This window comes from Escherichia sp. Marseille-Q3837 (genome assembly GCF_916618735.1).
GTDB lineage: Bacteria > Pseudomonadota > Gammaproteobacteria > Enterobacterales > Enterobacteriaceae > Escherichia > Escherichia ruysiae.
The window spans coordinates 2,793,329-2,819,588 of sequence record NZ_CAKAKC010000001.1 but is presented as its reverse complement, the minus strand read 5'-3'; the positions used below and the strand labels follow the sequence as shown (position 1 = coordinate 2,819,588).

The following is a 26,260-nucleotide window of genomic DNA, read 5'->3' as shown; positions in this document are numbered from 1 at the left end:
GTCAACACTAAAATTCACACGTTATTTCAATCGGTTAATTAAGCAACAAAATTGATATTTAATGAACATCTGGTGCTGAATATGTGCCTCGTTCATTCGCATTTCGCAGTCTTTGCAGCGGTTCCTGCTGATAAAATTGGCAGAAACGTTGCCACAGAGAGGGGAAACGAGGAGCAAAAAGCTCCGGGGCACTAAAAAAGTATTCGGAAAGCACGGCAAAACATTCTGCTGGGTCACTGGCGGCATAAGCATCAATGCTGGAGGCATTTTCGCCCACTAATTCAATTTCGTCCTGAATGTTATTCATCGCCGCGTGAAGATCGTGTTCCCAGCCCGCGACTTCACGTAAAGGAATAAAGGGGACACCACTGGCGCGATCGCCGTTCCGGGTGTCCAGTTTATGTGCAACTTCGTGGATGATCAGATTAAACCCAGAGGCATCGAAGGAATCCTGTATATCGAGCCAATTCAGTACGATGGGGCCTTGCTGCCAGCTTTGACCTGACTGAACGATGCGTTGATTATGTACCAGTCCTATATCGTCTTCCCATTCATCGTCTACCACAAATGGTGCTGGATAAATTAACACTTCATGGAAACCATCCAGCCATTCCAGCCCCAGTTCCATAACAGGTAAACAAAACAGCAAGGCGATACGACCGCTTTTCAAAGCGTCAAGTTCAACCCCTTGTAAAGGAACCAACCGTTTTTGTTGCAAAAAACGTCCAGCAAGAGTGACTAATTTGTTTTGCTCCTGCTCAGTCAAACTTGTCAAAAGAGGTATCGACAGAGCTTCCTTCCACGGAATTGCATCATCATGAACGGTTTCTTGTACTTTCCAGGGCCACTTAATCATCGTTTTGCTCGCAAACTCGTCACTTGAACAAAATTGCACGGACAGGGACTGTTAAAATGCCAAATTTCCTGGCATCATTGCAACAATCTGAACGGAGAGATGCCGGAGCGGCTGAACGGACCGGTCTCGAAAACCGGAGTAGGGGCAACTCTACCGGGGGTTCAAATCCCCCTCTCTCCGCCAATCATTCAAGCAATTAGCCCACCCCGTGTCAGTGACACAAATCTCATTGAGAAAATTCGAAAAATTCATCTGCAAAAATAACGCCAGCAAGTAGCCAGTGCTACCTTAGCGATCACATTTCTCTGTCTTTTGATTTTCTAATACGCACCTGAATCCACAATTTTGTTCGTTTCCAGCACATTACAGTAGACCCTATCCGCCCTCCATGCTCATTTTCAGGTATAAAAATATTTGCAGATGCTCTCTGTCGCGGTAGTCTCATAAGGTTCGTTTATAGATTGACGGCAATGTGAGTGACCTTTTTCCATACTAATTATAAAAAGACAGTACAGACAGGAACACTATGGACTCCACGCTCATCTCCACGCGTCCCGATGAAGGAACGCTTTCGTTAAGTCGCGCCCGACGAGCTGCATTAGGCAGTTTTGCCGGTGCCGTCGTCGACTGGTACGATTTTTTACTCTATGGCATTACTGCAGCACTGGTATTTAATCGAGAGTTTTTCCCACAAGTGAGCCCGGCAATGGGAACTCTCGCAGCATTTGCCACTTTTGGCGTCGGATTCCTTTTCCGTCCACTTGGAGGTGTCATTTTCGGCCATTTTGGCGACCGCCTGGGGCGTAAGCGCATGTTGATGCTGACTGTCTGGATGATGGGGATCGCAACAGCATTGATTGGTATTCTTCCTTCATTCTCGACTATTGGCTGGTGGGCACCGATTTTACTGGTGACGCTGCGTGCTATTCAGGGATTTGCCGTCGGCGGAGAATGGGGAGGCGCAGCATTGCTGTCCGTTGAAAGCGCGCCGAAAAATAAAAAAGCCTTTTACAGTAGCGGTGTACAAGTTGGCTACGGTGTAGGGTTACTGCTTTCAACTGGACTGGTTTCTCTGATTAGTATGATGACGACTGACGAGCAGTTTTTGAGCTGGGGCTGGCGCATTCCTTTCCTGTTTAGCACCGTACTGGTGTTGGGGGCATTGTGGGTGCGTAATGGTATGGAGGAATCCGCTGAATTTGAGCAACAGCAACATAATCAAGCGGCTGTGAAAAAGCGAATCCCTGTTATCCAGGCACTGTTACTACATCCAGCGGCTTTTCTGAAGATTATTGCGCTGCGACTGTGCGAGTTGCTGACGATGTATATCGTTACCGCCTTTGCGCTTAACTACTCAACCCAGAATATGGGTCTGCCACGCGAATTATTCCTGAATATTGGTTTGCTGGTGGGAGGGTTAAGCTGCCTGACAATTCCCTGTTTTGCCTGGCTTGCCGATCGTTTTGGTCGCCGCAGGGTTTATATCACTGGCGCAGTTATCGGAACCTTAAGCGCGTTTCCTTTCTTCATGGCGCTCGAGGCTCAATCCATTTTCTGGATAGTCTTCTTCTCAATTATGCTGGCGAATATTGCGCATGACATGGTGGTTTGTGTGCAACAACCGATGTTCACAGAGATGTTTGGTGCCAGTTATCGCTACAGCGGCGCTGGGGTCGGATATCAAGTTGCCAGTGTGGTAGGTGGAGGATTTACCCCTTTTATTGCCGCCGCTCTTATTACTTATTTTTCCGGGGACTGGCATAGCGTCGCCATTTATTTGCTGGCTGGATGCCTGATTTCCGCAATGACCGCTTTGTTGATGAAAGACAATCAACGCATCTGATGGTCTGGCGAAGATCATTCGATCTTCGCCTTACACTTTTGTTTCACATTCCTGTGACATACTATCGGATGTGCGGTAATTGTATGGAACAGGAGACACACATGAATAATAAGGGCTCCGGTCTGACCCCAGCTCAGGCACTGGATAAACTTGACGCGCTGTATGAGCAATCTGTAGTCGCTTTACGCAATGCCATTGGAAAATATATTAAAAGTGGCGAATTACCTGATGAAAACGCCCGCAAACAAGGTCTTTTTGTCTATCCATCATTGACCGTGACCTGGGATGGCTGCGCCACAAATCCTCCCAAAACACGCGCATTTGGACGTTTTACTCACGCTGGCAGCTATACCACCACTATTACCCGCCCTGCTCTCTTTCGTTCGTATCTCAATGAACAACTAACGTTACTGTATCAAGATTATGGTGCGCACATCTCCGTGCAACCCTCGCAGCATGAAATCCCCTATCCCTATGTCATCGATGGCTCTGAACTGACACTTGATCGTTCGATGAGCGCCGGGCTAACTCGTTACTTCCCGACAACAGAACTGGCGCAAATTGGCGATGAAACTGCAGACGGCATTTATCATCCAACGGAATTTTCTCCGCTATCGCATTTTGATGCGCGCCGGGTCGATTTTTCCCTCGCGCGGTTACGCCATTATACCGGCACGCCAGTCGAACATTTTCAGCCGTTCGTTTTGTTTACCAACTACACACGTTATGTGGATGAATTCGTTCGTTGGGGGTGCAGCCAGATCCTCGATCCTGATAGTCCCTACATTGCTCTTTCCTGTGCTGGAGGGATATGGATCACCGCCGAAACAGAAGCACCTGAAGAAGCGATTTCTGATCTCGCATGGAAAAAACACCAGATGCCAGCATGGCATTTAATCACTGCCGATGGCCAGGGTATTACTCTGGTAAATATTGGTGTGGGGCCATCAAATGCTAAAACCATCTGCGATCATCTGGCGGTGCTACGCCCGGATGTCTGGCTGATGATTGGTCACTGCGGTGGATTACGTGAAAGCCAGTCCATTGGTGATTATGTACTTGCACATGCTTATTTACGCGATGACCACGTTCTTGATGCGGTTCTCCCCCCCGATATTCCTATTCCGAGCATTGCTGAAGTGCAACGCGCGCTTTATGACGCCACCAAACTCGTCAGCGGCAGGCCGGGTGAGGAAGTTAAACAGCGGCTACGTACTGGCACTGTGGTAACTACTGATGACAGGAACTGGGAATTGCGTTACTCGGCTTCTGCACTTCGTTTTAACTTAAGTCGGGCCGTAGCGATTGATATGGAAAGTGCAACCATTGCAGCACAAGGATACCGTTTCCGCGTGCCATACGGGACGCTACTGTGTGTTTCAGATAAGCCATTGCATGGTGAGATTAAACTTCCCGGCCAGGCTAACCGTTTTTATGAAGGTGCGATTTCCGAACACTTGCAGATTGGCATCCGGGCAATTGATTTACTGCGCGCGGAAGGCGATCGACTGCATTCCCGTAAACTGCGCACCTTTAATGAGCCGCCGTTCCGATAATGAGCGAAGATCCTTTGCATCAAGAAAAGATGTGAAGGATTTTATAAGTAAAAAGCAAAAAGCCCGCTATAAAAGCGGGCTTTTCATAATTTGGCTCCTCTGACTGGACTCGAACCAGTGACATACGGATTAACAGTCCGCCGTTCTACCGACTGAACTACAGAGGAATCGTGAGAACGGGGCGAATATTAACGATGCCCATCTACATTGTCAAAGCCTGTTTTTTAATTTTGAAATCGTTTGCTGAAATATTCTGCGTTTTGTCGTTTATTCCGACACAACTGCCTTTTTTTCACACTTTTCATGTTCAGGGCGAGGATATTTCCATAGCCAGCGCCCGGTCACCATCCGCCAGTAAAACAACGCAGCACGCACGGCCCAGTCAGCAAACATCCCCATCCAAACGCCAACCACGCCCCAGCCAAGCATAATTCCCAGCGCATAACCTACTACCACTCGGCATCCCCACATACTCAACATAGATACCCACATAGCGTAGCGGGCATCACGAGCACCTTTAAAACCAGCAGGTAATACCCATGAGGCCGACCAAATAGGCATAAACAAAGCATTTAGCCAAATAAGAATCACAACCACGTGTTTAACCTGGGGATCCTGGGTATAAAATGACGCCATAACCCCGGCAAAGGGAGCCGTTAACCAGGCTATCGCCGTTAACCCAAGGGTGGACAACCAGAAAACATGCCTCAACTGTATTTCTGCTTGCGCTATCTGCCCTACTCCCAGCCTTCGACCAGTAATTATTGTAGAAGCAGAACCGAGCGCACTCCCTGGTAAATTGATAAGAGCCGCAATCGAAAAAGCGATAAAATTTCCGGCAATAACGCTGGTTCCCATACCAGCAACAAACATTTGTGTTAATAACCGACCACTGGTAAACAATACTGATTCAACGCTCGCGGGAATACCAATCCCCATAACTTCCCAAATAATGCTGAAATTCAATGGCTTAAAATAGCTTTTTAACGAGATTCGTAGCGCAGGATTAAAGCCAATCGCCAGTACCCACAAAATTGCAATTGCGCCAATATAACGGGAAATAGTTAATCCTAGCCCTGCGCCAACAAACCCCAGCCCCTGCCAGGAGAAAAGCCCGTAAATCAATATACCGCTAATAATAATATTAAAAATATTCATGCTACCATTTATAAGTAGCGGTATTTTCGTATTCCCGGCGCCACGAAGTGCCCCACTGCCAATCAAGGTGATGGCAGCGGCTGGATAACTGAGCACCGTCAGTTCCAGATAAGTCAACGCCAGTGCTTTAACCTCTGTCGTGGCATCACCTGCAACAAAATCGATAATTTGTTCGCCAAAATGATGAATGAGAATTGCCAACAGCACGGCAAATAACGTCATGATCACCAATGATTGCCGCGTTGCTACTCTGGCTCGCCGTCGATCACGTTTACCGAGACTAAATGCCACAACGACAGTAGTACCAAGATCGATAGCTGCGAAAAAGGCCATAATGACCATGTTGAAGCTGTCCGCCAACCCAACGCCCGCCATTGCATCTTTTCCCAGCCAACTGACCAGAAAAGTGCTCAGCACGCCCATCAACAGGACACAGGCATTCTCCATAAAGATAGGAACAGCAAGCGGAGTTATTTCGCGCCAGAACAACACGTTGTAACTCTTACGTTTTGAGTGCCAGCGAGTGTGGCGAACAACCTGGCGTAAAGCTGAGGGGATATTCAAAGCCGACCTTAATTGCAGAAAGTGAAACCACATTTCAAATAATGAGGGAGAATCAGAAAAGCTGCAAAGATTTTCGCCGACAAATTGTCTGCAAATGCAACAAACTGTTGATAGAAACGGCAAACGGTTGATGAATTTAAAAAACAGGTTTGACAAATGATTTTTCGCCGTTAAGATGTGCCTCAACAGCGATTCCTCTGTAGTTCAGTCGGTAGAACGGCGGACTGTTAATCCGTATGTCACTGGTTCGAGTCCAGTCAGAGGAGCCAAATTTTGAAAAGCCCGCTTTAATAGCGGGCTTTTCGCTATATTTGATAATCAATTTCCTCTTCACTATTTTCCATCACCTGCCGCTTCATATCCTCAACCGACAATCCAGCATTGCACAATTCCAGAAAACGCCAGACATAGTTACGCTGAAGTTGTCCTCGCTTGAGTCCCAACCAGACAGTATTAGCATCGAAAAGATGCCGCGTATCCAGACGAATTAAATTCTCTTCCTCTTGCTCACCGCTGGATTGTTCGGCAACTAATCCTATCCCCAAACCGAGGGCGACATAGGTTTTGATGACATCAGAATCCTGCGCACTTAATACAATATCTGCCAGCAAACCTTTGCGGACAAAGGCGTCATCAATACGTGAGCGCCCCGTAATTCCCTGTCGGTAAGTGATCAACGGCCACTTCGCTATTGATTCCAGCGTCAATGGCGTAATTTGTGTTAAGGGATGATCGACAGGAACGAGCAAACTATGGTGCCAACGAAACCAGGGGAAAGCGACGAGTTGGGGATCATTGCTCAAACGCTCACTGGCTATGCCAATATCAGCTCCGCCGTTTTGTAGCAGAGTCGCAATTTCCTGCGGCGTCCCCTGGATAAGCTCGAGTCGCACTTCGGGGAAAAGTTCGCGAAAGGCTTTAATGACCCCAGGCAAGCTGTAACGAGCCTGAGTATGCGTCGTTGCAATAGTGAGTACGCCAGATGTGTCGTTGGTAAACAGGTCTGCAAGCCGTCGAACATTACTGGCTTCATTCAGAATACGTTCTGCAATGACCAGTAATGCTTTGCCCGGTTCAGTCATGCCAAGCAGCCGCTTGCCACGACGAACGAATATTTCGATACCAAGTTCATCCTCCAGCTCTCGAATATGACGGCTGACACCTGACTGTGAGGTAAAGAGCATATTCGCGACCTCTGTCAGATTGTAATCCTGACGGGCAGCTTCGCGGATTATCTTTAGTTGTTGGAAATTCACGGTAAACTCCGGGCATATCAGACATCCATTATTGTTAGAGTCTAATGCCCGGCATAACAAATAATAAAAACCCGCATCTTATTCCATCCAGGTATAACGTTTAGCTCACCAATTGCCATTGTCTTTTTTCCATGGCTGGAGAACTAATCACTGACAATAACAGCTCTTTCACTGCCTGCGCCTGTGGCGATAAAACTGATCTGGCGGGTAAGTTTAATGACAACGAGAGATTCATTGAAGGCGTGGTAATACGTGACATCCAACCGTTAACTGCGGCACATAACGAACGTGCGGCCGATTCAGGTAATACTGCAACGCCTATACCGCTGGCAATCGCAGCGGTAAGCGTAGCGATAGACTCAATTTCACCGATGACTTTCGCTGTAAGCCGGCGCAGGGAAAAAGCTTCATCAACACGAAGTCTTACTACACTGTAATCGCTGGGAAGGAAGAGGTTCATTTGCGCTATCGCATTAACATCAACGCTTTGCCCTGGGCAATCCTGAGTTCCGACAAGATACAGATCCTCTTTTAACAAAGTCTGACTGGATACACCAGACACAGGGGAATGCTCATAAACCACCGCCATATCAAGCTGGTTGTTTATAAGTTTTTCGTTAAGCACAGCACCGCTATTTTCATGGAGATAGATAACGACCTCCGGAAATTCAGTGCGTACCGCCTGTAATAAAGGCATGGTGATAGATGACGCTGCGGTTCCTGGCGCAAAGCCAATCGAGACTTGACCTGACAATGTCTGACCTACATTATGCACCGCCAGTTGGGCCTGTTCACACTGACGTAAAATTGCCCGCGCATGGGTATAGAGAATTTTTCCGGCGTCTGTCGGCGTAACGCCACGTTTTGTGCGAATCAAAAGTTGCTGATTTAGCTCACCTTCCAGCGTGGCAACCTGCTGACTGAGCGCAGGCTGTGCTATATGCAATACTTCAGCAGCCTGAGTCAGGCTACCAATATCTACAATTTTGACGAAGTATTTCAAGCGTCTAAAGTTCATGGTGCCTCCGGTTTTTTTAAGCGTCAGCCCGAGTGCCGACATTACTAACAACCAGATTGCAAGATACTTGCCAGTTTCGTTTTGGCGTTGATACGAAAGCTAATCGCCCGTCAAATAAGAGATTATGATTGTTTCGTCATTGGCTCTTTAAGCCAGGAGAAGCATTCCCTGCCCCATGAAAGGATGTCATGCACCACGATGGAACATGATTAAAAAGATTGAAAGTTCATCATTTTGTTGAAATTGGCAGCAAACGAACAAAAAAATGCATTTCCCCCTTTGACATCGTCATGTACTGCCATTAATATGCGCCCCGTTCTCACGATTCCTCTGTAGTTCAGTCGGTAGAACGGCGGACTGTTAATCCGTATGTCACTGGTTCGAGTCCAGTCAGAGGAGCCAAATTCAAAAAAGCCTGCTTTAGAGCAGGCTTTTTGCTTTTTATACAACAGCTATTTTAAAACATCTGCTTTGAGCCAGAGTTAATTTGTACCGGCATTCCCGATCGACGTTGCAACGCAGCATTCGCGCGATTCACATCAACTTCTTGCCCGTTGATAAACGCCCGCAAGGAAGGCGTCACCGGCAATGGCACTTTTCGGTCGGACTCATATTCTGCACGATTGCGCGACAGCGGCTCATGAACTTCCAGCCACTTTGAACCATCCGGCTCCGTTGTGTATTTCACTGGCTGATCAATAAGTTGCACGCGCGTCCCTACCGGAACATTATCAAACAGATATTTGATATCGTCATTGCGCAGACGAATACAACCCTGACTTACCCGTAGGCCAATCCCAAAATTGGCATTAGTACCGTGAATGGCATATAACCTGCCGATATAAATAGCGTACAACCCCATAGGATTATCGGGTCCGGCTGGGACAAATGCAGGCAGACTCTCCCCACGCTTTGCATATTCACGACGAGTGTTAGGGGTTGGCGTCCAGGTTGGTGCTTCTTGTTTACGCTCGACGGCTGTCACCCAATTACGCGGGGTTTCTCGTCCAGCCTGACCAATACCAATAGGAAACACTTCCACAGTATTACTGTCTGGTGGGTAGTAATACAGACGCATCTCGGCGACATTAACCACAATTCCTTTTCGCACAGTGGCGGGTAAAATCAGTTGCTGCGGAATGGTGAGCTGCGAACCAGACTTCGGCAAGAAAACATCAGCCCCCGGATTCGCTTCCAGCATATTACTCAGCCCTTGTCCGTACTGCGCGGCAAAAGTTTCCAGCGGCTGGGTATTGTGATCGGGAACCGTTACTGTAAGTTGCTGCCCCACTAAACGACTCCCCTCTGGGGGTAATGGATAAGTTACCGCCAGGCTATTATGACTGGCAAAAAGCAGAGCAAATGAACAAAGAATATTTACACGACGCATCATATCCCTTTCCTAAGTCGCGAAAGCCATCCGATAAGTATAGCTTTTATCAGACTTTTCGTTTTTAGCTGTTCAATTCAGAAGTTGTATTCCCCGGTAGAATAATGTTGCTGGCAGCAAGTTCGCCCATGTTGTTGTATATCGCGCAAGCAGCTTCGATGATGGGTATCGCCAGCGCCGCACCACTCCCCTCACCTAAACGCATTTCCATATTGATATACGGCTCCAGCTCCAAATGTGCCAACGCAATACGCGCCCCTTTTTCTGCCGACAAATGGGAAGGAATAAGATACGGTTTGATTGCAGGTGACATCTGGCACGCAGCAAGCGCGGCGGCATAAGAAAGAAAGCCATCCAACAACACGGGTAAACCACAGGAAGCGGCTCCTGAGATCACGCCAGCCATTCCGACCAAATCAAATCCACCAACTTTTGCCAGTACATCAACACCATCCAGCGGATTCGGTTGATTCAACGTAATTGCCCGACGAACAACATCAACTTTGTTTGCCAGTTTATCTGTCGGCAGATTTGCGCCAATACCAACCACTTCTTCGGGATCGCGTCCAGTAATTGTGCTGACTATCGCCGCAGCCGGCGTCGTGTTTGCCATTCCCAGCTCACCCACGCCAAACAACGTGACGCCATTTTTCGCCAGTTCACGCGTATAACGAATGACTTCCAGAAGCAACTCTTCAACCTGACAGCGGCTCATTGCAGGACCTGAAGCTATATTGCCGCTACCTCGAGCGACACGCATGTTGATAAGTCCGGGTATTGGCTCCGCAGTATCTATCCCTACATCAATTACATGAACTTTAGCCCCCGCCTGTGCTGCCAGAACACACACGCCGGTTGTTCCGCGTGTCATATTTTCAGCCTGAATGGCTGTCACCGCTTTCGGGGAAATAGCGACACCCTCATCCCAGACGCCGTGATCGGCACACATAACCACTACCGCTTTTTTACCCACATGAGGAACACCATTCAGCCCCGGCATTCCTGCCAGTTGTACGGCAAGCGCCTCCAGCCTTCCCAGACTACCGACGGGTTTGAGTAACCCGTCAATATGCCGTTGTGCGCGCGACATAGCAGCATGATCGATGGCCGGGATCGTATTCAGTAAATCGGCAAGTGTTTGCATGTTGCGTCTCTTTATAGCAGCGCCAGCAGAAAGACCAGCTCACCAAGCTCTATGGCAGCTCCCAGCGTATCGCCGGTTTGCCCGCCCAGAGTACGTTTGAAAAGCTGACCGAGGACGAAAATTGCCACCATCGTCACCACCATAGCAGCCACACCATGCATACCAGGCAGTAATACAGCAGCAAAAATTACGGCTAAGCCTAGTGTGACGCAGGTTTGTCGCCCATCAATTTTGCCAATGAACACATTGCCAAGCCCTTCTTCCCGAGCATAATGATGACGATACATCAATAATGCGGCAGTACCACGGCTGACAGCACATGCTGCAGCCAGCGATGCCAGGATAGGCTCACCACGCAGAGCCAGTTCGCTCAAAATCAAAATCTTTCCCAGCACAACAAAAATCAATGCCAGACCGCCGTGGGTGCCTAAACGGCTATCACGCATGATTTCCAACATACGATCTCGGCTACGTGCAGAAAATACACCATCACAGGTATCTGCCAGACCGTCCAGGTGGAATCCCCCTGTCATCAGCGCCAGAACCAGCACGCTAAATAGTGCCGCCAGTGGTACACCACACCATACCTGCAACACCATGAAGACCAGCCCACTAATCGCACCAAGCAATAACCCAATTAAGGGAAAAGTAATGATACCGCGAGAATAATGTTCGAAATCCAGCCCCTGGGACCAACGACGCGGTACAGGCAGACGCGTAATGAAAGAGAGCATCGCCCAAAATAATTTACTCATTTGATTTTTACTCCAATACCCGAAACCACCAGCCATACTTCATCTGCCGCAGCGGCCAGTTGCTGATTCACTCGCCCGGCAATATCACGAAAATGTCGCGCCAGACGATTCTCCGGCACAATACCCATTCCCACTTCATTGGTCACTAATACGACCTTTGCAGGGCAACGTTGACAGGCAGCAATCAACAACTGAATCTCGCCATTTATCGCTTGCTCCATCGCCACATAATCCCATCCTTCAGGATCTTTATCGCCGCCATAATCAAACAACAGATTAGTCACCATTGTCGTAATGCATTCCAGCAACACAGCGTTCTGCGGATTAATGTCTGCATTAATTAACTCATCAAGCTGCTGCCAGCGTTCCACCGTGTGCCAATGCGCCGGACGCCCCTGCCGATGATGCTCAATCCGTGCCGCCATCTCATCATCAAGGATTTGCGAAGTGGCGATATACAGAACCTGTGGAGTATCCCCAATAAGCGCCTCGGCGTGCCGACTCTTCCCGCTCCGTGCACCACCTGTCACCAAAATCATCATACGGACTCCTGGTTCAATTGTATGATGGTATTCATTGACCAGAACCATCGTTGCTGATCGTAATAACATTTCCGCAATTAATACTGCGCGTAATGAAAATAAAAATCCAGTGTTCTCAATCCATTACGAACGAAGGCGGTGTTGTGAAATAGTCCGATTTCCCTGTGTAAACTTCTGGCAGAATGCGTCATTGGCAATATTTTCACTGCGTTGACATATTTCATTCAGATAATGGATTAATGCTACTGCACCACCAGCCGAACCAGCCAGCAAACGGGCATTATGCCGTGTGATTACGATTACCGTCGCGCCATCAGGATGAGAGAAATTTTCTGGTATGGAGACCCTGTTTTCAGCAATCAATAACAGCACTGAATAATCGGTATACGCGTCTGATAACGATTGAACAGCCCCACCTTTAAAAGGCAAGAAACCTTGCTGCCAGTCCTCACCAACAAAACAGGTCATTGGCAACATTTCAGCCAGATATTTCGCCAGATTAATATCGCCAGAGGAGAGGCAAAAAAGGGCTATCGATTCGGGTTTTATCGTTTTCATATCCCCCGTCCTCCGCTTCGTTTCCTGTAATGACGGTCAGGCTGATATACCATGAAAAACGATTGCCGCGCATTGAGAGCAGCCCAGGTGCCTGTCGGCACTACAATGAAGGAACTAAATGATGCCGCCATACCCTGATCCTCTCAGGGTGGTAGGGGTATAAAGACGCGCCAATACTCAACCGGGCGCTTCCGGACACCCCACTTCCCACCGAAGTTGTTGGTATTGACTGACAGGCTGGTCTTCTGGCTTCGCATCATCCTTCCCCGGCCTTCCCAATCTCGCGATCAGTGGTATTTTCGGGGTTGTCAGCATTACAGCAGCGGGGGCTGCGAGGGATTCTCACCCTCTTCCCAGGCACAAATGTGCCGAACCTGTCAGCGTATGTTATGAGCTGATCTCACTTATCCCATAACACGTAAATAACGTTAATTAATATTGCCAGCGTCTATTTAATCATCCCTCATTTTCCACATTAAATTTATGCTGTTTCCGCTGCTACATTTTCACTAATTTGCTGACGATAAACCTGCGGAGTCACCTGATACGTCTGGCGAAAAACTTTGCAGAAATAACTGGTTTGTGAGAAGCCTAAATTACGCGCGATACTGGCGATACTCCAGTCACTATGGCACAGCAGCTCACGCGCGCTGGCCATTCGTTGTTGGTTTACCCACGCATTAAAACCAATCCCATGATATTTCTTAAACAACTTACTGAAATAATAAGGGCTTAGATAAACATGCGAGGCAACATCTTCCAGACGCAAATCGTCTGACAAATGTGCATCGATATAGCGCAATGCTTTTTTCATTTTATTATCATGGGGATTAGGCGCACGGGTCTGACGAACTGAACCCGAATGAGGTTTATTCTCTTTAATAACGACAAAATTGAGTTGCTTTTTGAGGCAATTTTCCACAATCAACTTCAATAAATCAGCAGAGGCCATAACTCTCGAGTAATCCATCTCAGGAACTTTGCGAAATTCATTAAGTAGTTCTGGGTCGGCTTGCCAACAATCATCGACATTCAGAATATTGATCAAATCAACATCATCATTACGCAGGCGAACTTGTCCACACAACACAAAGCCGACTAAATGCCCGGCAATCACCAGAGGAATAGAGAAATCAGTTAACCCTGCATGACAGCGGTAAATACAAGGCTGATCTGATTTAGAGGCTTCCAGACCACCACAACGATCGCTCATGCGACAGCGAGTGCTAAGCTGAGGGTGTTGGCGCATCATCTGACAAAATGGAGTGAAGTTAAACAGCTCGGAGATTTCATCACCGTGGATATTGACCACGACAACCGCAAGACTAGTCGCCTGCGCAAAATCCTGTGCGATTTTATTAATGAGTTCTGAATTAAGTGTCGCCGCAGAAATCATGATAAAACCTCCCAGTTAATTTATTGTTATGGTAAAACAATTGTTTTACATTTAATCTTCACATCATCCTTAATGATTTACTGACGAGAAGCAAAACGGACAATAACAAAAGCCTCCATGAAGCGGGAGACTTTTTAATAAGTTCGGAAAGCAGATCACAAACACTAAAAAAATAAACGTTTATAACTGCCAGGCTATTTCACTATTCGCTGTTCTCTTTAGGCGTAACACTATTGACAGGTAAATTTTGTGCAATAAGAAAGCGATAAATCGCCGCGCCAGCACAGGCTCCAATGACCGGAGCAATAATGGGTACAATGAAATAAGGAATATTACGTCCGCCAGTCATCGCAATTTCTCCCCAACCAGCAAGCCAGGTGAAAATTTTTGGTCCAAAATCACGCGCTGGATTCATGGCAAAACCGGTTAATGGTCCGGTAGAAGCACCAATAACAGCAACCAGAATACCAATAAGTAAAGGCGCAAGCGGCCCTTTGGGTACGCCATTGCCGTCATCGGTCAACGCCATAATCAACCCCATTAACATGGACGTTATGACCACTTCAACCAAGGCAGCCTGCCATACATTTATCGCTGCTGCCGGGTAAGTACTGAAGATACTGGCGAGTTGTAAACTTTCTGCACTACCACGAACCATATTGTGAGCAGATTCAAAATCGGCAAACAAATTGCTGTATAAAAAATATGCCAGAACTGCGCCACCAAAGGCTCCCGCTAATTGCGCCACACAAAATGGCAGCACTTTACGACCAGGAAAAGCGGCAAACAACCACAGAGCAATAGTAACCGCCGGGTTAAGATGGGCACCGGAAATGCCTGCCGTAAGGTAAACAGCAAGTGAAATACCTAACCCCCAAATAATACAAATTTCCCACAGTCCCAGGCTTGCACCGGCAAGTTTTAGGGCACACAAACAACCAATGCCAAAAAAGAGGAACAGTCCGGTGCCCAAAAACTCGGCAACGCATTGCGCCTTGAGTGAATCATTCATACTGACACCTTTTTCACAGAGTTTTTTCTTTATCAGCCAACAATGCGCTGATTGTTGTGTATATCGAACGCAACTATAAAAATTGCGCGGAAAAAAATATTGCCAACATGCATGTCAGATTCGTGGAAAAATAGTGTTGCTATAGCAAATTATTGTCATTGCTATAGCATTCACTACAGCAATCATCACTATTGGCGTTATATATATCGCCAATCTGATACAATAAAAAATTGCCATGCCTGCATAATAAAATTTAAACAAATATCACAGTTAATTTCAGAAAACCAAACTCGACGAAGTATTATTTCAAATTAAAACACCGTCCCCAATGCAATTAATTCACATTAAACCACGTCAAAAACAACCAATAAATGAATAACATATAATCTCTGAAAGCAATTTTATAATATTTGACCTCTATTAATTTTTCTCATTAGCGATTAAGTCAGCCATTCTTTTTCCTCGCTTTTTTTTATAGTCATATCGTCAAAAAATCCAGGCGAGGTCTTTATGCAACAAGAAGCGTTAGGAATGGTAGAAACCAAAGGATTAACTGCCGCCATAGAGGCCGCAGACGCCATGGTGAAGTCGGCAAATGTATTGCTGGTCGGCTACGAAAAAATTGGTTCCGGGCTGGTGACCGTCATCGTTCGTGGTGATGTCGGGGCGGTTAAAGCGGCAACAGATGCAGGTGCCATCGCTGCGCGTAATGTCGGCGAAGTGAAAGCCGTACACGTTATCCCCCGCCCACATACCGATGTCGAAAAAATCTTACCAAAGGGAATTAACCCATGAGCAGCAGTGAACTGGTCGAACAGATCATGGCGCAGGTCATCGCACGCGTAGCGACACCGAAGCATGAGGTTCTCCCGGAAACCAATCATCAAACACGAGAGACGGCTATGGCAGAAAAAAGCTGCACGTTAACGGAATTTGTTGGCACCGCTATTGGCGACACTGTAGGTCTGGTCATTGCAAACGTTGATAGCGCCCTATTGGACGCGATGAAACTTGAAAAACGCTATCGCTCCATTGGCATTCTGGGCGCACGTATTGGTGCAGGGCCACACATTATGGCCGCTGATGAAGCCGTAAAAGCCACCAACACCGAAGTTATTAGCATTGAACTTCCTCGCGATACTAAAGGCGGTGCCGGACACGGCTCGTTAATCCTTTTAGGTGGCAACGATGTTTCCGACGTGAAACGCGGTATTGAAGTTGCTCTAAAAGAACTCGACAGAACCTTTGGTGATGTCTATGCCAACGAAGCCGGACATCTGGAACTGCAATATACCGCCCGCGCCAGCTATGCACTGGAAAAAGCGTTTGGCGCACCACTGGGTCGCGCTTGCGGCGTTATTGTCGGCGCTCCTGCCGCTGTGGGTGTTCTGATGGCCGATACCGCCCTGAAGTCCGCCAATGTGGATGTCGTGGCATACAGCTCCCCGGCTCATGGCACCAGCTTTAGCAATGAGGTCATCCTGATTATCTCAGGAGACTCCGGCGCAGTCCGTCAGGCGGTCATCTCCGCACGCGAAATCGGTAAAACCGTACTTTCGACTCTCGGCGATACACCGAAAAACGATCGCCCTTCCTACATCTGAATTCCCTGAGGCAGATTCATGAGATCGAAAAGATTTGAAGCACTGGCAAAACGCCCGGTCAACCAGGACGGTTTCGTTAAAGAGTGGATTGAAGAAGGCTTCATTGCGATGGAAAGCCCGAACGATCCTAAACCGTCAATCAAAATTGTTAACGGCGTCGTCACCGAACTGGATGGGAAACCTGCCAGCCAGTTTGACCTGATCGACCATTTTATCGCCCGCTACGGTATCAATCTCGCGCGCGCCGAAGAAGTCATCGCAATGGATTCGGTTAAACTTGCCAATATGTTGTGCGATCCAAATGTCAAACGTAGCGATATTGTTCCCCTGACCACTGCGATGACGCCCGCCAAAATCGTCGAAGTGGTTTCACAGATGAACGTGGTAGAGATGATGATGGCGATGCAGAAAATGCGCGCTCGTCGAACACCATCGCAACAGGCTCACGTCACCAACATCAAAGACAATCCGGTACAAATTGCTGCCGACGCGGCTGAAGGCGCATGGCGCGGATTTGACGAACAGGAAACCACCGTTGCCGTTGCTCGCTATGCACCGTTCAACGCCATCGCTCTTCTGGTCGGTTCACAGGTAGGACGCCCGGGCGTGTTGACCCAGTGTTCACTGGAGGAAGCCACCGAACTGAAACTCGGTATGTTAGGCCATACCTGCTACGCCGAAACGATTTCTGTCTACGGCACGGAACCTGTTTTCACCGACGGCGACGATACACCGTGGTCAAAAGGATTTCTCGCGTCATCTTATGCTTCTCGCGGCTTAAAAATGCGCTTTACTTCCGGCTCCGGCTCTGAAGTGCAGATGGGCTATGCGGAAGGTAAATCAATGCTTTACCTTGAGGCTCGTTGCATTTACATCACCAAAGCCGCAGGTGTTCAGGGTCTACAGAACGGTTCCGTAAGCTGCATCGGCGTTCCATCGGCAGTGCCGTCAGGCATCCGCGCAGTGCTGGCGGAAAACTTAATTTGTTCATCACTGGATCTGGAATGCGCCTCCAGTAATGACCAGACCTTTACCCACTCAGATATGCGCCGTACCGCACGTTTTCTGATGCAGTTTCTGCCAGGCACCGACTTTATCTCTTCCGGTTTTTCCGCTGTGCCGAACTACGACAACATGTTTGCTGGTTCAAACGAAGATGCCGAAGACTTCGATGATTACAACGTCATTCAACGTGACCTCAAGGTTGATGGTGGCCTGCGACCAGTGCGCGAAGAAGATGTTATCGCTATCCGCAATAAAGCCGCACGCGCTTTACAGGCTGTTTTTGCCGGTATGGGATTACCCCCTATCACCGATGAAGAGGTCGAAGCGGCAACCTATGCCCACGGTTCGAAAGATATGCCAGAGCGCAACATCGTGGAAGACATCAAGTTCGCCCAGGAAATTATCAATAAAAACCGTAACAGCCTGGAAGTGGTGAAAGCCCTGGCGCAAGCCGGTTTTACCGATGTCGCCCAGGACATGCTCAACATGCAAAAAGCAAAACTGACCGGCGACTATCTCCATACCTCCGCCATTATCGTCGATGACGGACAAGTGCGCTCTGCGGTCAATGACGTCAATGATTACGCCGGACCGGCTACAGGTTATCGCCTGCAAGGGGAACGCTGGGAAGAGATCAAAAATATTCCCGGTGCACTTGATCCCAACGATATTGACTAAGGGTGAGAAATGGAAATTAACGAAAAATTACTACGTCAGATAATCGAAGACGTGCTGGCAGAAATGCAAACCAGCGATAAGTCCGTTTCATTTCGCGCACCGGTCTCTTCCGCACCGGATAGCGAAAGTTTTCTGACCGAAATTGGCGAAGCCCAACAAGGCACTCAGCAAGATGAAGTTATTATCGCTGTAGGCCCGGCGTTTGGCCTGGCGCAAACCGTCAATATCATCGGTATTCCGCATAAAAACATATTGCGCGAAGTGATTGCCGGTATCGAAGAAGAAGGTGTTAAAGCCCGTGTGATTCGCTGCTTTAAATCGTCTGATGTTGCCTTCGTGGCGGTTGAAGGCGATCGTCTTAGCGGTTCCGGCATTGCTATTGGTATTCAGTCAAAAGGCACCACAGTTATCCACCAGCTGGGGCTTCCCCCTTTGTCTAACCTGGAACTTTTCCCGCAAGCACCTTTGTTGACGCTGGAAACTTATCGCCAGATTGGCAAAAACGCCGCGCGTTATGCGAAGCGCGAGTCTCCACAACCTGTTCCGACCCTCAACGATCAAATGGCGCGGCCGAAATACCAGGCCAAGTCCGCCATCTTACATATCAAAGAGACTAAGTACGTGGTCACTGGCAAAAAACCGCAAGAACTGCGCGTGACGTTTTAACAAAGGAAACCTTCATGAATACCGATGCAATTGAGTCGATGGTCAGGGACGTGTTGAACCGAATGAACAGTCTCCAGGATACAGCTCCTGTCTCTGCGCCATCCCACTCATCAACACTGAACGCCAAAGTGAGTGATTACCCGCTGGCAAATAAACATCCAGAATGGGTCAAAACGGCGACGAATAAAACGCTCGACGATTTCACCCTGGAAAATGTACTCAGCGATAAAGTCACCGCCCAGGACATGCGCATAACCCCGGAAACGTTGCGCATTCAGGCCGCAATTGCCAGAGATGCTGGACGCGATCGCCTGGCGATGAATTTTGAACGCGCCGCCGAGCTTACCTCAGTGCCGGATGATCGCATCCTCGAAATCTACAATGCGTTACGCCCTTATCGTTCGACTAAGCAAGAACTCATTGCCATTGCCGACGATCTTGAGCGTTGTTATCAGGCCAGAATTTGTGCCGCTTTTGTCCGTGAAGCTGCGGAACTCTATGTCGAGCGTAAAAAACTGAAAGGCGACGATTAAGGGCGAACTATGCGATATATAGCAGGCATTGATATCGGCAACTCATCCACAGAGGTTGCGCTGGCAACGCTCAGTACGTCTGGCGAATTGTCGTTCGTGAGCAGCGCCCTGGCAGAAACCACCGGAATCAAAGGTACGTTGCGTAACGTACATGGCATTCAGGAGGCGCTCGCGCAGGCAACGAAAAAAGCCGGCATCAATGTCAGTGATATTTCGCTTATTCGTATCAACGAAGCAACCCCGGTTATTGGCGATGTGGCGATGGAAACCATTACGGAAACCATTATTACTGAATCAACCATGATCGGTCACAACCCGAAAACTCCAGGCGGAGTGGGGCTGGGTGTAGGACTCACCATCACTCCGCAAGAGTTGTTAACACGCCCGGCGGACACACCGTACATTCTGGTCGTGTCATCGGCTTTTGATTTTGCCGATATCGCAACCATGATAAATGCCTCCGTGCGTGCCGGATATCAGCTGACAGGCGTTATTCTGCAACGCGACGATGGCGTGCTGGTCAGTAACCGACTGGAAAACCCTTTACCCATTGTTGATGAAGTCCTCTACATCGATCGTATTCCGCTCGGCATGTTAGCTGCTATTGAAGTCGCTGTTCCCGGGAAAGTTATCGAAACCCTTTCTAACCCATATGGGATTGCCACCGTTTTCGCCCTCAATGCTGAAGAGACTAAAAATATCGTTCCTGTCGCACGGGCGCTAATCGGCAACCGTTCAGCTGTGGTCGTGAAAACGCCTTCTGGCGACGTTAAAGCCCGTTCGATACCCGCCGGAAATATCGAGTTTCTTTCTGCCGGGCGCACAACTCGGGTTGATGTTGCCGCTGGTGCCGATGCAATAATGAAAGCAGTCGGTGAATGCCCAAAACTGGAAAATGTGACGGGCGAACCGGGCACCAACATCGGCGGGATGCTGGAAAATGTTCGCCAGACCATGGCGGAGCTGACCAATAAACCCAGCAACGAAATTTTTATTCAGGATTTATTGGCGATAGATACCTCAGTTCCCGTCAGCGTTACCGGTGGTCTGGCAGGCGAATTTTCACTGGAACAGGCTGTTGGTATAGCGTCAATGGTGAAATCCGACCGTCTGCAAATGGCGATGATCGCCAGTGAAATTAAGCAAAAACTGCATGTTGATGTTCAGGTCGGAGGCGCAGAAGCAGAGGCAGCCATTCAGGGAGCGTTAACTACCCCAGGAACTACACGTCCCCTGGCAATTCTGGACTTAGGCGCAGGTTCTACCGATGCCTCCATCATCAATCAAAAAGGGGAAATGATTGCCACTCACCTTGCGGGAGCGGGCGACATGGTGACGATGATTATCGCCAGGGAACTGAGCTTAAATGATCGCTATCTGGCAGAAGAGATCAAAAAACACCCACTAGCAAAAGTAGAAAGCCTGTTCCACTTACGCCATGAAGACGGCAGCGTTCAGTTCTTCCCTACCCCACTATCCCCTCAGGTATTTGCCCGCGTTTGTGTGGTGAAACCCGACGAACTGGTGCCCATTCCCGGTGATATAACGCTGGAAAAAGTGCGAACCATTCGTCGCAGTGCAAAAGAGCGGGTCTTCGTAACGAACGCCCTGCGCGCACTACGTCAGGTGAGTCCTGGTGGAAATATTCGCAATATTCCGTTCGTCGTTCTGGTGGGCGGCTCTTCACTGGATTTCGAAGTCCCGCAGTTAGTCACCGATGCGTTGGCACATTATCGACTGGTCGCAGGGCGCGGGAATATCCGTGGTAGAGAAGGCCCGCGCAATGCGGTGGCTACCGGGCTACTCATCTCCTGGCACAAGGCGTCGGTTCATGGAAAGTAAAGAGCGAGCACCAACCATTGTCGTCACTGAAATCGGTGACTGTATCAATAAATGGAATGAGGTTCTTCTTGGCATTGAAGAGGAAGGTATTCCCTTTCGCATTCAACACATTCCATCAGGTGAAATCATCGATAGCGCCTGGCAGGCTGCTCGTCAGTCTCCCCTGTTGGTTGGCATAGCCTGTGACCAGGAAAAACTGATTGTGCATTACAAAAACTTACCGGCATCAGCGCCACTGTTTACGCTGATGCATCAACAAGATAACCATGCCCGGCGCAGCACCGGCAATAACGCAGCCCGGCTGGTCAAAGGGATTCCCTTCAAGGAATACCACTCATAATCCACAGGAGAAACACCGTATGAATAACGCACTGGGACTGGTTGAAACAAAAGGGTTAGTCGGCGCGATTGAAGCCGCAGACGCCATGGTTAAATCCGCCAACGTACAACTGGTCGGCTATGAAAAGATTGGTTCAGGTCTGATCACAGTGATGGTGCGCGGCGATGTTGGCGCAGTAAAAGCCGCCGTTGACGCGGGGAGCGCCGCCGCAAGCGCCGTTGGCGAAGTGAAATCCTGCCATGTCATCCCACGGCCGCACAGCGATGTTGAGGCCATTTTACCAAAATCTGCATAACCCAATTCGCTAAGGAGCACAGCGTGAAGCAATCACTGGGATTACTTGAAGTCAGTGGTCTGGCACTCGCCATCAGTTGCGCGGATGTTATGGCAAAAGCCGCGTCCATCACGCTGGTTGGTCTTGAGAAGACCAATGGCTCAGGCTGGACGCTCATTAAAATCACCGGTGACGTCGCCTCGGTTAATGCAGCGATCGAGACGGGTGCCAGCTTCGCCGGGCAGCGAAATGCCCTTGTCGCGCACAAAGCAATTGCCCGTCCGGGAGAGGGAATACTGTCCCGCACAACAGAAGCATTGAATGTAAGGGTTGAAGCTAGCGAAACACCAGCAGCCACAGTCACCCCGGAGAGTATCAGTTGTAATTTGTGTCTTGATCCGGCGTGTCAACGGCAAAAAGGTGAGCCACGTTCACTTTGCCTCCACTCCGATAAGCGAGAGGAGTAACAATGGACAAACAAACCTTGCAAGAAACAGTGAGCCAGGTTCTGGATGAGATGCGCGAGCGCCCTATCCCTCTGGGCGTCTCCAGTCGTCATATTCACCTTTCGACTGCGGATTATGTGCGCCTTTTTCCTGAACAACCGATCAGCGAGAAAAAACCGTTATTGCAACCAGGTCAATTCGCTGCTGAACAAGTTGTTACGCTGGTGGGACCAAAAGGCAAATTGCACAACGTTCGCTTGTTGGGACCGCTACGCAACGCAAGCCAGGTGGAAATTTCCCGGACAGATGCCAGAACGTTGGGGATCACCGCTCCGCTACGCATGTCAGGCGATCTCAGCGGCACACCGGGGATTCGGCTGATAAGTCCGTTTGCCGAACTGGAAATCGCTTCTGGCGTAATTGTCGCGCAACGGCATATCCATATGTCTCCGCTTGATGCCCTGATTTATGGCGTTACGCATGGCGATAAAGTGGCTGTCGCCATTGAAGGTGATGAGCGACGACTGATATTCGATAACGTGGCTGTTCGCGTCTCACCGGATATGCGTCTTGAAATGCATATTGATACCGACGAAGCCAACGCTGCAGGCGCTGATAATCCTGACGTTTTTGCCATGCTGGTGGCGCTGCCATGAATCATGTGCTGATGCAACGCATTGTTGACGAAGTGATTTTTCGCCTGAAACAACGTGCGGAAAAAACACTCACGCTGACCGTTTCGCAACTGCGAGAAGCCAGCGTTCACAAGATAGTTCATCAGTATGCATCGTTACAAATTCGATACGTCGATCTGCCGTTGTTGCGACAGCTTGCAGAGAACGATACGTCAGGCGGAGCAGTAACCCACCTTCACGAGGCGTTAGCATGGGGAATGCACCTTCAATTATCGTTGCAGCGTCATTTACTGAACGCCATTGAATTGAAGACTCTCGCCCGTCTACCGCTAAGCTGGTGCGACGAACAAGGACAACCAATCCACCTTCATCGTGGTCGACTTTTAAGTTATGCCGACGTAGCGCCGTTATGCGCGGGGATACTGGTACTACAGCGGAAATGTTGTGTGACCGCACTTGCGCGTGAAGCGGCAATTACCCGAAACATTCAGTTAATCAGGCAGGAGTAACCCATGCATCTGGCTCGAGTCACCGGCGCGGTGGTATCCACGCAAAAATCACCTTCTCTGATCGGGAAAAAACTGCTGTTGGTTCGCCGGGTCAGTGCCGACGGCGAATTGCCTCTTACACCGTTAACCGGCGACGAAGTTGCCGTTGATTCAGTCGGCGCAGGCGTTGGTGAACTGGTACTCCTCAGCAGCGGCTCCAGCGCCAGACATGTTTTTTCCGGCCCCAACGAAGCCATTGATCTGGCAGTGGTCGGCATTGTCGATACGCTTTCACGCTAAGGACTTTAACGATGGCAATTTATACCCGAACAGGTGATTCAGGAAGTACGTCTCTATTTACCGGACAGCGTGTCAGTAAAACTCATCGACGTGTCGAAGCCTATGGCACGCTGGATGAGCTAAACGCAACACTCAGTCTGTGTTATTGCGCCACCTCCATCGAAAGCCATCGCATCTTACTGGAAGCTATTCAGCAACAAATATTTTGGTTTAGCGCCGAGCTCGCCAGTGAAAGCGAACAGCCGTCAGCGCAGCAGCGTTACATCGGAACAGAAGAAATTGCCGCGCTGGAAAAAGCGATCGACAGCGCAATGAACGCTGTCCCTCCAGTTCACAGCTTCATACTGCCTGGTCGTTGTGAAGCCGCGAGCCGTATGCATGTCGCCCGCACGGTAGCCCGGCGGGCTGAAAGACGTCTGGTTGAACTGACAACGGAAGCCACCGTCCGCCATGTTTTGTTGCACTATATCAACCGACTTTCCGATTGCTTGTATGCCCTCGCCCGCGTGGAAGACAACGTTGTTCATCAAAACCTGATGATTCGGGAAATCACAAAACGTTATCACGAAGCCAATCACACTCCAGCATTGAAGGAACGCACGATGCCGCTCACTTTTCAGGATCTTCACCAGCTCATTCGTAGTGCGGCAATACGCGCGGATGAACTACATATTCCCGTTGTCATCAGCATTGTTGATGCCAACGGGACAGAAAGTGTTACCTGGCGGATGCCCGATGCACTGCTGGTCAGCAGTGAGCTGGCACCGAAAAAAGCCTGGACCGCCGTGGCGATGAAAACGGCAACACACAAACTTGCTGACGCCGTACAACCCGGAGCGCCACTTTACGGGCTCGAAAGCCATATGCAAGGCAAAGTCGTCACTTTTGGTGGTGGTTTTCCTCTCTGGCGAGACGGGATATTGCTTGGGGGACTTGGCATCAGCGGTGGTAGCGTTGAACAAGATATGGATATTGCACAAGCCGCAATGGCAGCAATTAATGCAGGAGCAAACCAATGAATCCGACTGAATTAGAAATGATTATCCGCAATATCCTGCGCGAAAAACTGATGCCCAGTGCCTTACAAATACAAAGAAATGGTATTTTCCAGACTGTCGATGAGGCCGTCTGCGCTGCACACCAGGCCTTTTTGCGCTTTCAACAGTGTTCGCTTAAAACCCGCAGCGCCATTATCAGCGCCATTCGCGAAGAATTAACGCCCCGCCTTACCGAACTGGCAGAAGAAAGCGCCAGCGAAACGGGGATGGGAAATAAAGAAGATAAGTATCTAAAAAACAAAGCGGCACTTGATAACACGCCAGGAATTGAAGATTTAACCACCACGGCACTAACCGGTGATGGTGGCATGGTTTTATTTGAATACTCTCCGTTTGGTGTTATTGGCTCGGTCACGCCGAGTACCAATCCTACGGAAACCGTCATTAATAACAGCATCAGCATGTTGGCAGCAGGCAATAGCATCTACTTCAGTCCTCATCCGGGAGCCAAAAACGTATCGCTGAAACTCATTGCCATAATCGAAGACATCGCGTTTCGCTGTAGTGGCATTCATAACCTGATCGTTACCGTAACTGAACCGACCTTTACAGCCACCGAACAGATGATGGCGCACCATAAAATCAGCGTTCTGGCGATTACCGGCGGTCCGGGTATCGTCGCGATGGGAATGAAAAGTGGTAAGAAAGTGATTGGTGCCGGTGCGGGTAACCCGCCGTGTATCGTCGATGAAACGGCGGATATTGTGAAAGCCGCCGAAGACATCATCAACGGCGCTTCTTTCGATTACAACCTGCCATGTATCGCTGAAAAAAGCCTGATTGTCGTAGCGTCAGTGGCAGAGTATTTAATTCAACAGATGCAAAGTTTTGGCGCATTTCTTCTTAACCATCAGCAAACTGAAAAATTGCGCGCCGTTTGTCTGCCCGACGGCGTCGCCAACAAAAAACTGGTCGGAAAAAGCCCATGCCATCTTCTGGAAGCGGCTGGAATTCCTCTACCGCAGAAAATGCCACGATTACTGATTGCCGTTGTTGACGCCGATGATAACTGGGTTACCTGTGAACAACTGATGCCGATGCTACCCATTGTAAAAGTCAACGATTTTGACAGCGCCCTCACCCTGGCGCTGAAAGTCGAAGACGGTTTGCACCACACGGCAATTATGCACTCGCAGAACGTCTCACGACTCAACCTTGCTGCGCGCGTTATGCAAACCTCAATCTTTGTCAAAAACGGCCCCTCCTGGGCGGGTATTGGCGTCGGCGGCGAAGGCTTTACGACCTTCACCATTGCTACACCGACTGGCGAAGGGACAACGTCAGCACGGACTTTTGCCCGCTCACGACGCTGCGTGTTAACCAGTGGCTTTTCCATTCGCTAG

General features: G+C 49.0%; 27 protein-coding genes, 4 tRNA genes and 1 riboswitch. Of the genes, 19 read left to right on the top strand and 12 right to left on the bottom strand.

Annotated elements, in window-relative coordinates; all coding sequences use genetic code 11:
• Positions 1-58: 58 nt before the first annotated feature.
• Positions 59-856 carry a DgsA anti-repressor MtfA gene (gene mtfA / locus LG381_RS13385; RefSeq protein ID WP_024165184.1) on the bottom strand — a complete coding sequence of 266 codons (798 nt, stop codon included), beginning with the start codon at positions 854-856 and terminating at the stop codon, positions 59-61.
• 93 nt (positions 857-949) lie between these two features.
• On the opposite strand from mtfA, the gene LG381_RS13380 reads away from it, so the two are divergent.
• From LG381_RS13380 to amn, 3 genes are all read left to right on the top strand, one after another.
• Positions 950-1,039, top strand: a tRNA-Ser gene (locus tag LG381_RS13380).
• Between the two features lie 343 nt (positions 1,040-1,382).
• On the top strand, positions 1,383-2,699 hold the full coding sequence (gene shiA, locus LG381_RS13375) for a shikimate transporter (protein ID WP_225762530.1): 1,317 nt from the start codon (positions 1,383-1,385) through the stop codon (positions 2,697-2,699).
• A 101-nt stretch (positions 2,700-2,800) separates the two neighbouring features.
• Entirely contained in the window at positions 2,801-4,255 is a 1,455-nt protein-coding gene (amn, locus tag LG381_RS13370; protein ID WP_001060211.1) for an AMP nucleosidase, read from the top strand.
• Between the two features lie 91 nt (positions 4,256-4,346).
• Here amn and LG381_RS13365 read toward each other — a convergent pair.
• Positions 4,347-4,422: transfer RNA gene (locus tag LG381_RS13365), tRNA-Asn, on the bottom strand.
• A 100-nt stretch (positions 4,423-4,522) separates the two neighbouring features.
• Positions 4,523-6,010 carry a toxic metabolite efflux MATE transporter YeeO gene (gene yeeO / locus LG381_RS13360; RefSeq protein WP_300980030.1) on the bottom strand — a complete coding sequence of 496 codons (1,488 nt, stop codon included), beginning with the start codon at positions 6,008-6,010 and terminating at the stop codon, positions 4,523-4,525.
• 160 nt (positions 6,011-6,170) lie between these two features.
• On the opposite strand from yeeO, the gene LG381_RS13355 reads away from it, so the two are divergent.
• Positions 6,171-6,246: transfer RNA gene (locus tag LG381_RS13355), tRNA-Asn, on the top strand.
• Positions 6,247-6,282: 36 nt separating this feature from the next.
• Here LG381_RS13355 and cbl read toward each other — a convergent pair.
• Positions 6,283-7,233 carry an HTH-type transcriptional regulator Cbl gene (gene cbl / locus LG381_RS13350; protein WP_225762529.1) on the bottom strand — a complete coding sequence of 317 codons (951 nt, stop codon included), beginning with the start codon at positions 7,231-7,233 and terminating at the stop codon, positions 6,283-6,285.
• A 100-nt stretch (positions 7,234-7,333) separates the two neighbouring features.
• On the bottom strand, positions 7,334-8,251 hold the full coding sequence (gene nac, locus LG381_RS13345) for a nitrogen assimilation transcriptional regulator NAC (protein ID WP_024165186.1): 918 nt from the start codon (positions 8,249-8,251) through the stop codon (positions 7,334-7,336).
• 326 nt (positions 8,252-8,577) lie between these two features.
• Here nac and LG381_RS13340 point away from each other — a divergent pair.
• Positions 8,578-8,653, top strand: a tRNA-Asn gene (locus LG381_RS13340).
• 55 nt (positions 8,654-8,708) lie between these two features.
• On the opposite strand, the gene ldtA is transcribed toward LG381_RS13340, so the two are convergent.
• From ldtA to pduF, 7 genes are all read right to left on the bottom strand, one after another.
• Positions 8,709-9,644 carry a L,D-transpeptidase gene (gene ldtA, locus LG381_RS13335; protein ID WP_000986313.1) on the bottom strand — a complete coding sequence of 312 codons (936 nt, stop codon included), beginning with the start codon at positions 9,642-9,644 and terminating at the stop codon, positions 8,709-8,711.
• Between the two features lie 61 nt (positions 9,645-9,705).
• Positions 9,706-10,785, bottom strand: coding sequence for a nicotinate-nucleotide--dimethylbenzimidazole phosphoribosyltransferase (cobT, locus tag LG381_RS13330; RefSeq protein WP_001193769.1), 1,080 nt, complete (start codon positions 10,783-10,785; stop codon positions 9,706-9,708).
• An 11-nt stretch (positions 10,786-10,796) separates the two neighbouring features.
• Entirely contained in the window at positions 10,797-11,540 is a 744-nt protein-coding gene (gene cobS, locus LG381_RS13325) for an adenosylcobinamide-GDP ribazoletransferase (protein WP_225762528.1), read from the bottom strand.
• A complete protein-coding gene (gene cobU, locus LG381_RS13320; RefSeq protein ID WP_000973181.1) occupies positions 11,537-12,082 on the bottom strand; it encodes a bifunctional adenosylcobinamide kinase/adenosylcobinamide-phosphate guanylyltransferase in 546 nt (181 codons plus the stop codon). The genes cobS and cobU overlap by 4 nt, the downstream gene beginning before the upstream one ends.
• A gap of 123 nt (positions 12,083-12,205) precedes the next feature.
• Positions 12,206-12,640, bottom strand: a complete 435-nt coding sequence (locus tag LG381_RS13315; protein ID WP_032225592.1) for a hypothetical protein — start codon at positions 12,638-12,640, stop codon at positions 12,206-12,208.
• A gap of 217 nt (positions 12,641-12,857) precedes the next feature.
• Positions 12,858-13,033: riboswitch (cobalamin riboswitch) on the bottom strand.
• A gap of 88 nt (positions 13,034-13,121) precedes the next feature.
• Positions 13,122-14,036, bottom strand: coding sequence for a regulatory protein PocR (gene pocR, locus LG381_RS13310; protein ID WP_000622042.1), 915 nt, complete (start codon positions 14,034-14,036; stop codon positions 13,122-13,124).
• 202 nt (positions 14,037-14,238) lie between these two features.
• Positions 14,239-15,048 (bottom strand): propanediol diffusion facilitator PduF, encoded by an 810-nt coding sequence (gene pduF / locus LG381_RS13305; RefSeq protein WP_225762527.1) that lies wholly within the window; start codon positions 15,046-15,048, stop codon positions 14,239-14,241.
• A 510-nt stretch (positions 15,049-15,558) separates the two neighbouring features.
• On the opposite strand from pduF, the gene pduA reads away from it, so the two are divergent.
• The 14 genes from pduA to pduP are packed head-to-tail and all read left to right on the top strand — an operon-like array spanning position 15,559 to position 26,260.
• Positions 15,559-15,843, top strand: a complete 285-nt coding sequence (pduA, locus tag LG381_RS13300; RefSeq protein WP_113441948.1) for a propanediol utilization microcompartment protein PduA — start codon at positions 15,559-15,561, stop codon at positions 15,841-15,843.
• A complete protein-coding gene (pduB, locus tag LG381_RS13295; protein ID WP_000098932.1) occupies positions 15,840-16,652 on the top strand; it encodes a propanediol utilization microcompartment protein PduB in 813 nt (270 codons plus the stop codon). Before pduA ends, pduB begins: the two co-directional genes overlap by 4 nt.
• Positions 16,653-16,670: 18 nt before the next feature.
• A complete protein-coding gene (gene pduC, locus LG381_RS13290; protein WP_001256909.1) occupies positions 16,671-18,335 on the top strand; it encodes a propanediol dehydratase large subunit PduC in 1,665 nt (554 codons plus the stop codon).
• Between the two features lie 9 nt (positions 18,336-18,344).
• Positions 18,345-19,001 carry a propanediol/glycerol family dehydratase medium subunit gene (locus tag LG381_RS13285; protein WP_225762526.1) on the top strand — a complete coding sequence of 219 codons (657 nt, stop codon included), beginning with the start codon at positions 18,345-18,347 and terminating at the stop codon, positions 18,999-19,001.
• A gap of 14 nt (positions 19,002-19,015) precedes the next feature.
• Positions 19,016-19,534 carry a propanediol dehydratase small subunit PduE gene (pduE, locus tag LG381_RS13280; protein ID WP_001090588.1) on the top strand — a complete coding sequence of 173 codons (519 nt, stop codon included), beginning with the start codon at positions 19,016-19,018 and terminating at the stop codon, positions 19,532-19,534.
• Between the two features lie 9 nt (positions 19,535-19,543).
• On the top strand, positions 19,544-21,376 hold the full coding sequence (locus tag LG381_RS13275) for a diol dehydratase reactivase subunit alpha (protein ID WP_225762525.1): 1,833 nt from the start codon (positions 19,544-19,546) through the stop codon (positions 21,374-21,376).
• Positions 21,366-21,716: a glycerol dehydratase reactivase beta/small subunit family protein gene (locus LG381_RS13270; protein WP_105290014.1), complete on the top strand. Its 351-nt coding sequence runs from the start codon at positions 21,366-21,368 to the stop codon at positions 21,714-21,716. The genes LG381_RS13275 and LG381_RS13270 overlap by 11 nt, the downstream gene beginning before the upstream one ends.
• Positions 21,717-21,735: 19 nt before the next feature.
• A complete protein-coding gene (gene pduJ / locus LG381_RS13265; protein WP_001057752.1) occupies positions 21,736-22,011 on the top strand; it encodes a propanediol utilization microcompartment protein PduJ in 276 nt (91 codons plus the stop codon).
• Positions 22,012-22,034: 23 nt separating this feature from the next.
• Entirely contained in the window at positions 22,035-22,457 is a 423-nt protein-coding gene (locus tag LG381_RS13260) for a BMC domain-containing protein (protein ID WP_000814172.1), read from the top strand.
• Positions 22,458-22,459: 2 nt separating this feature from the next.
• Entirely contained in the window at positions 22,460-23,092 is a 633-nt protein-coding gene (locus LG381_RS13255) for a phosphate propanoyltransferase (protein ID WP_000361049.1), read from the top strand.
• The gene (gene pduM / locus LG381_RS13250) at positions 23,089-23,580 is read left to right on the top strand and encodes a microcompartment protein PduM (protein ID WP_001017044.1); all 492 of its coding nucleotides are present in this window, start codon (positions 23,089-23,091) and stop codon (positions 23,578-23,580) included. The genes LG381_RS13255 and pduM overlap by 4 nt, the downstream gene beginning before the upstream one ends.
• 3 nt (positions 23,581-23,583) lie before the next feature.
• Entirely contained in the window at positions 23,584-23,859 is a 276-nt protein-coding gene (gene pduN / locus LG381_RS13245; protein ID WP_000549827.1) for a propanediol utilization microcompartment protein PduN, read from the top strand.
• An 11-nt stretch (positions 23,860-23,870) separates the two neighbouring features.
• The gene (gene pduO / locus LG381_RS13240) at positions 23,871-24,878 is read left to right on the top strand and encodes a two-domain cob(I)yrinic acid a,c-diamide adenosyltransferase PduO (protein WP_001029520.1); all 1,008 of its coding nucleotides are present in this window, start codon (positions 23,871-23,873) and stop codon (positions 24,876-24,878) included.
• Positions 24,875-26,260, top strand: a complete 1,386-nt coding sequence (gene pduP, locus LG381_RS13235) for a CoA-acylating propionaldehyde dehydrogenase PduP (protein ID WP_225762524.1) — start codon at positions 24,875-24,877, stop codon at positions 26,258-26,260. The genes pduO and pduP overlap by 4 nt, the downstream gene beginning before the upstream one ends.

Excerpts from the sequence above, each read along its gene's own strand:
- pduO (WP_001029520.1), top strand. The coding sequence starts at position 23,871 with ATGGCAATTTATACCCGAACAGGTGATTCAGGAAGTACGTCTCTATTT.
- pduA (WP_113441948.1), top strand. The coding sequence starts at position 15,559 with ATGCAACAAGAAGCGTTAGGAATGGTAGAAACCAAAGGATTAACTGCC.
- pduF (WP_225762527.1), bottom strand. The coding sequence starts at position 15,048 with ATGAATGATTCACTCAAGGCGCAATGCGTTGCCGAGTTTTTGGGCACC.
- mtfA (WP_024165184.1), bottom strand. The coding sequence starts at position 856 with ATGATTAAGTGGCCCTGGAAAGTACAAGAAACCGTTCATGATGATGCA.
- LG381_RS13270 (WP_105290014.1), top strand. The coding sequence starts at position 21,366 with ATGGAAAGTAAAGAGCGAGCACCAACCATTGTCGTCACTGAAATCGGT.
- yeeO (WP_300980030.1), bottom strand. The coding sequence starts at position 6,010 with ATGTGGTTTCACTTTCTGCAATTAAGGTCGGCTTTGAATATCCCCTCA.
- pduJ (WP_001057752.1), top strand. The coding sequence starts at position 21,736 with ATGAATAACGCACTGGGACTGGTTGAAACAAAAGGGTTAGTCGGCGCG.
- nac (WP_024165186.1), bottom strand. The coding sequence starts at position 8,251 with ATGAACTTTAGACGCTTGAAATACTTCGTCAAAATTGTAGATATTGGT.
- pduM (WP_001017044.1), top strand. The coding sequence starts at position 23,089 with ATGAATCATGTGCTGATGCAACGCATTGTTGACGAAGTGATTTTTCGC.
- cobU (WP_000973181.1), bottom strand. The coding sequence starts at position 12,082 with ATGATGATTTTGGTGACAGGTGGTGCACGGAGCGGGAAGAGTCGGCAC.
- pduN (WP_000549827.1), top strand. The coding sequence starts at position 23,584 with ATGCATCTGGCTCGAGTCACCGGCGCGGTGGTATCCACGCAAAAATCA.
- LG381_RS13285 (WP_225762526.1), top strand. The coding sequence starts at position 18,345 with ATGGAAATTAACGAAAAATTACTACGTCAGATAATCGAAGACGTGCTG.
- shiA (WP_225762530.1), top strand. The coding sequence starts at position 1,383 with ATGGACTCCACGCTCATCTCCACGCGTCCCGATGAAGGAACGCTTTCG.
- ldtA (WP_000986313.1), bottom strand. The coding sequence starts at position 9,644 with ATGATGCGTCGTGTAAATATTCTTTGTTCATTTGCTCTGCTTTTTGCC.
- pocR (WP_000622042.1), bottom strand. The coding sequence starts at position 14,036 with ATGATTTCTGCGGCGACACTTAATTCAGAACTCATTAATAAAATCGCA.
- amn (WP_001060211.1), top strand. The coding sequence starts at position 2,801 with ATGAATAATAAGGGCTCCGGTCTGACCCCAGCTCAGGCACTGGATAAA.
- pduC (WP_001256909.1), top strand. The coding sequence starts at position 16,671 with ATGAGATCGAAAAGATTTGAAGCACTGGCAAAACGCCCGGTCAACCAG.
- cobT (WP_001193769.1), bottom strand. The coding sequence starts at position 10,785 with ATGCAAACACTTGCCGATTTACTGAATACGATCCCGGCCATCGATCAT.
- cobS (WP_225762528.1), bottom strand. The coding sequence starts at position 11,540 with ATGAGTAAATTATTTTGGGCGATGCTCTCTTTCATTACGCGTCTGCCT.
- pduE (WP_001090588.1), top strand. The coding sequence starts at position 19,016 with ATGAATACCGATGCAATTGAGTCGATGGTCAGGGACGTGTTGAACCGA.
- LG381_RS13315 (WP_032225592.1), bottom strand. The coding sequence starts at position 12,640 with ATGAAAACGATAAAACCCGAATCGATAGCCCTTTTTTGCCTCTCCTCT.
- pduB (WP_000098932.1), top strand. The coding sequence starts at position 15,840 with ATGAGCAGCAGTGAACTGGTCGAACAGATCATGGCGCAGGTCATCGCA.
- LG381_RS13255 (WP_000361049.1), top strand. The coding sequence starts at position 22,460 with ATGGACAAACAAACCTTGCAAGAAACAGTGAGCCAGGTTCTGGATGAG.
- LG381_RS13275 (WP_225762525.1), top strand. The coding sequence starts at position 19,544 with ATGCGATATATAGCAGGCATTGATATCGGCAACTCATCCACAGAGGTT.
- pduP (WP_225762524.1), top strand. The coding sequence starts at position 24,875 with ATGAATCCGACTGAATTAGAAATGATTATCCGCAATATCCTGCGCGAA.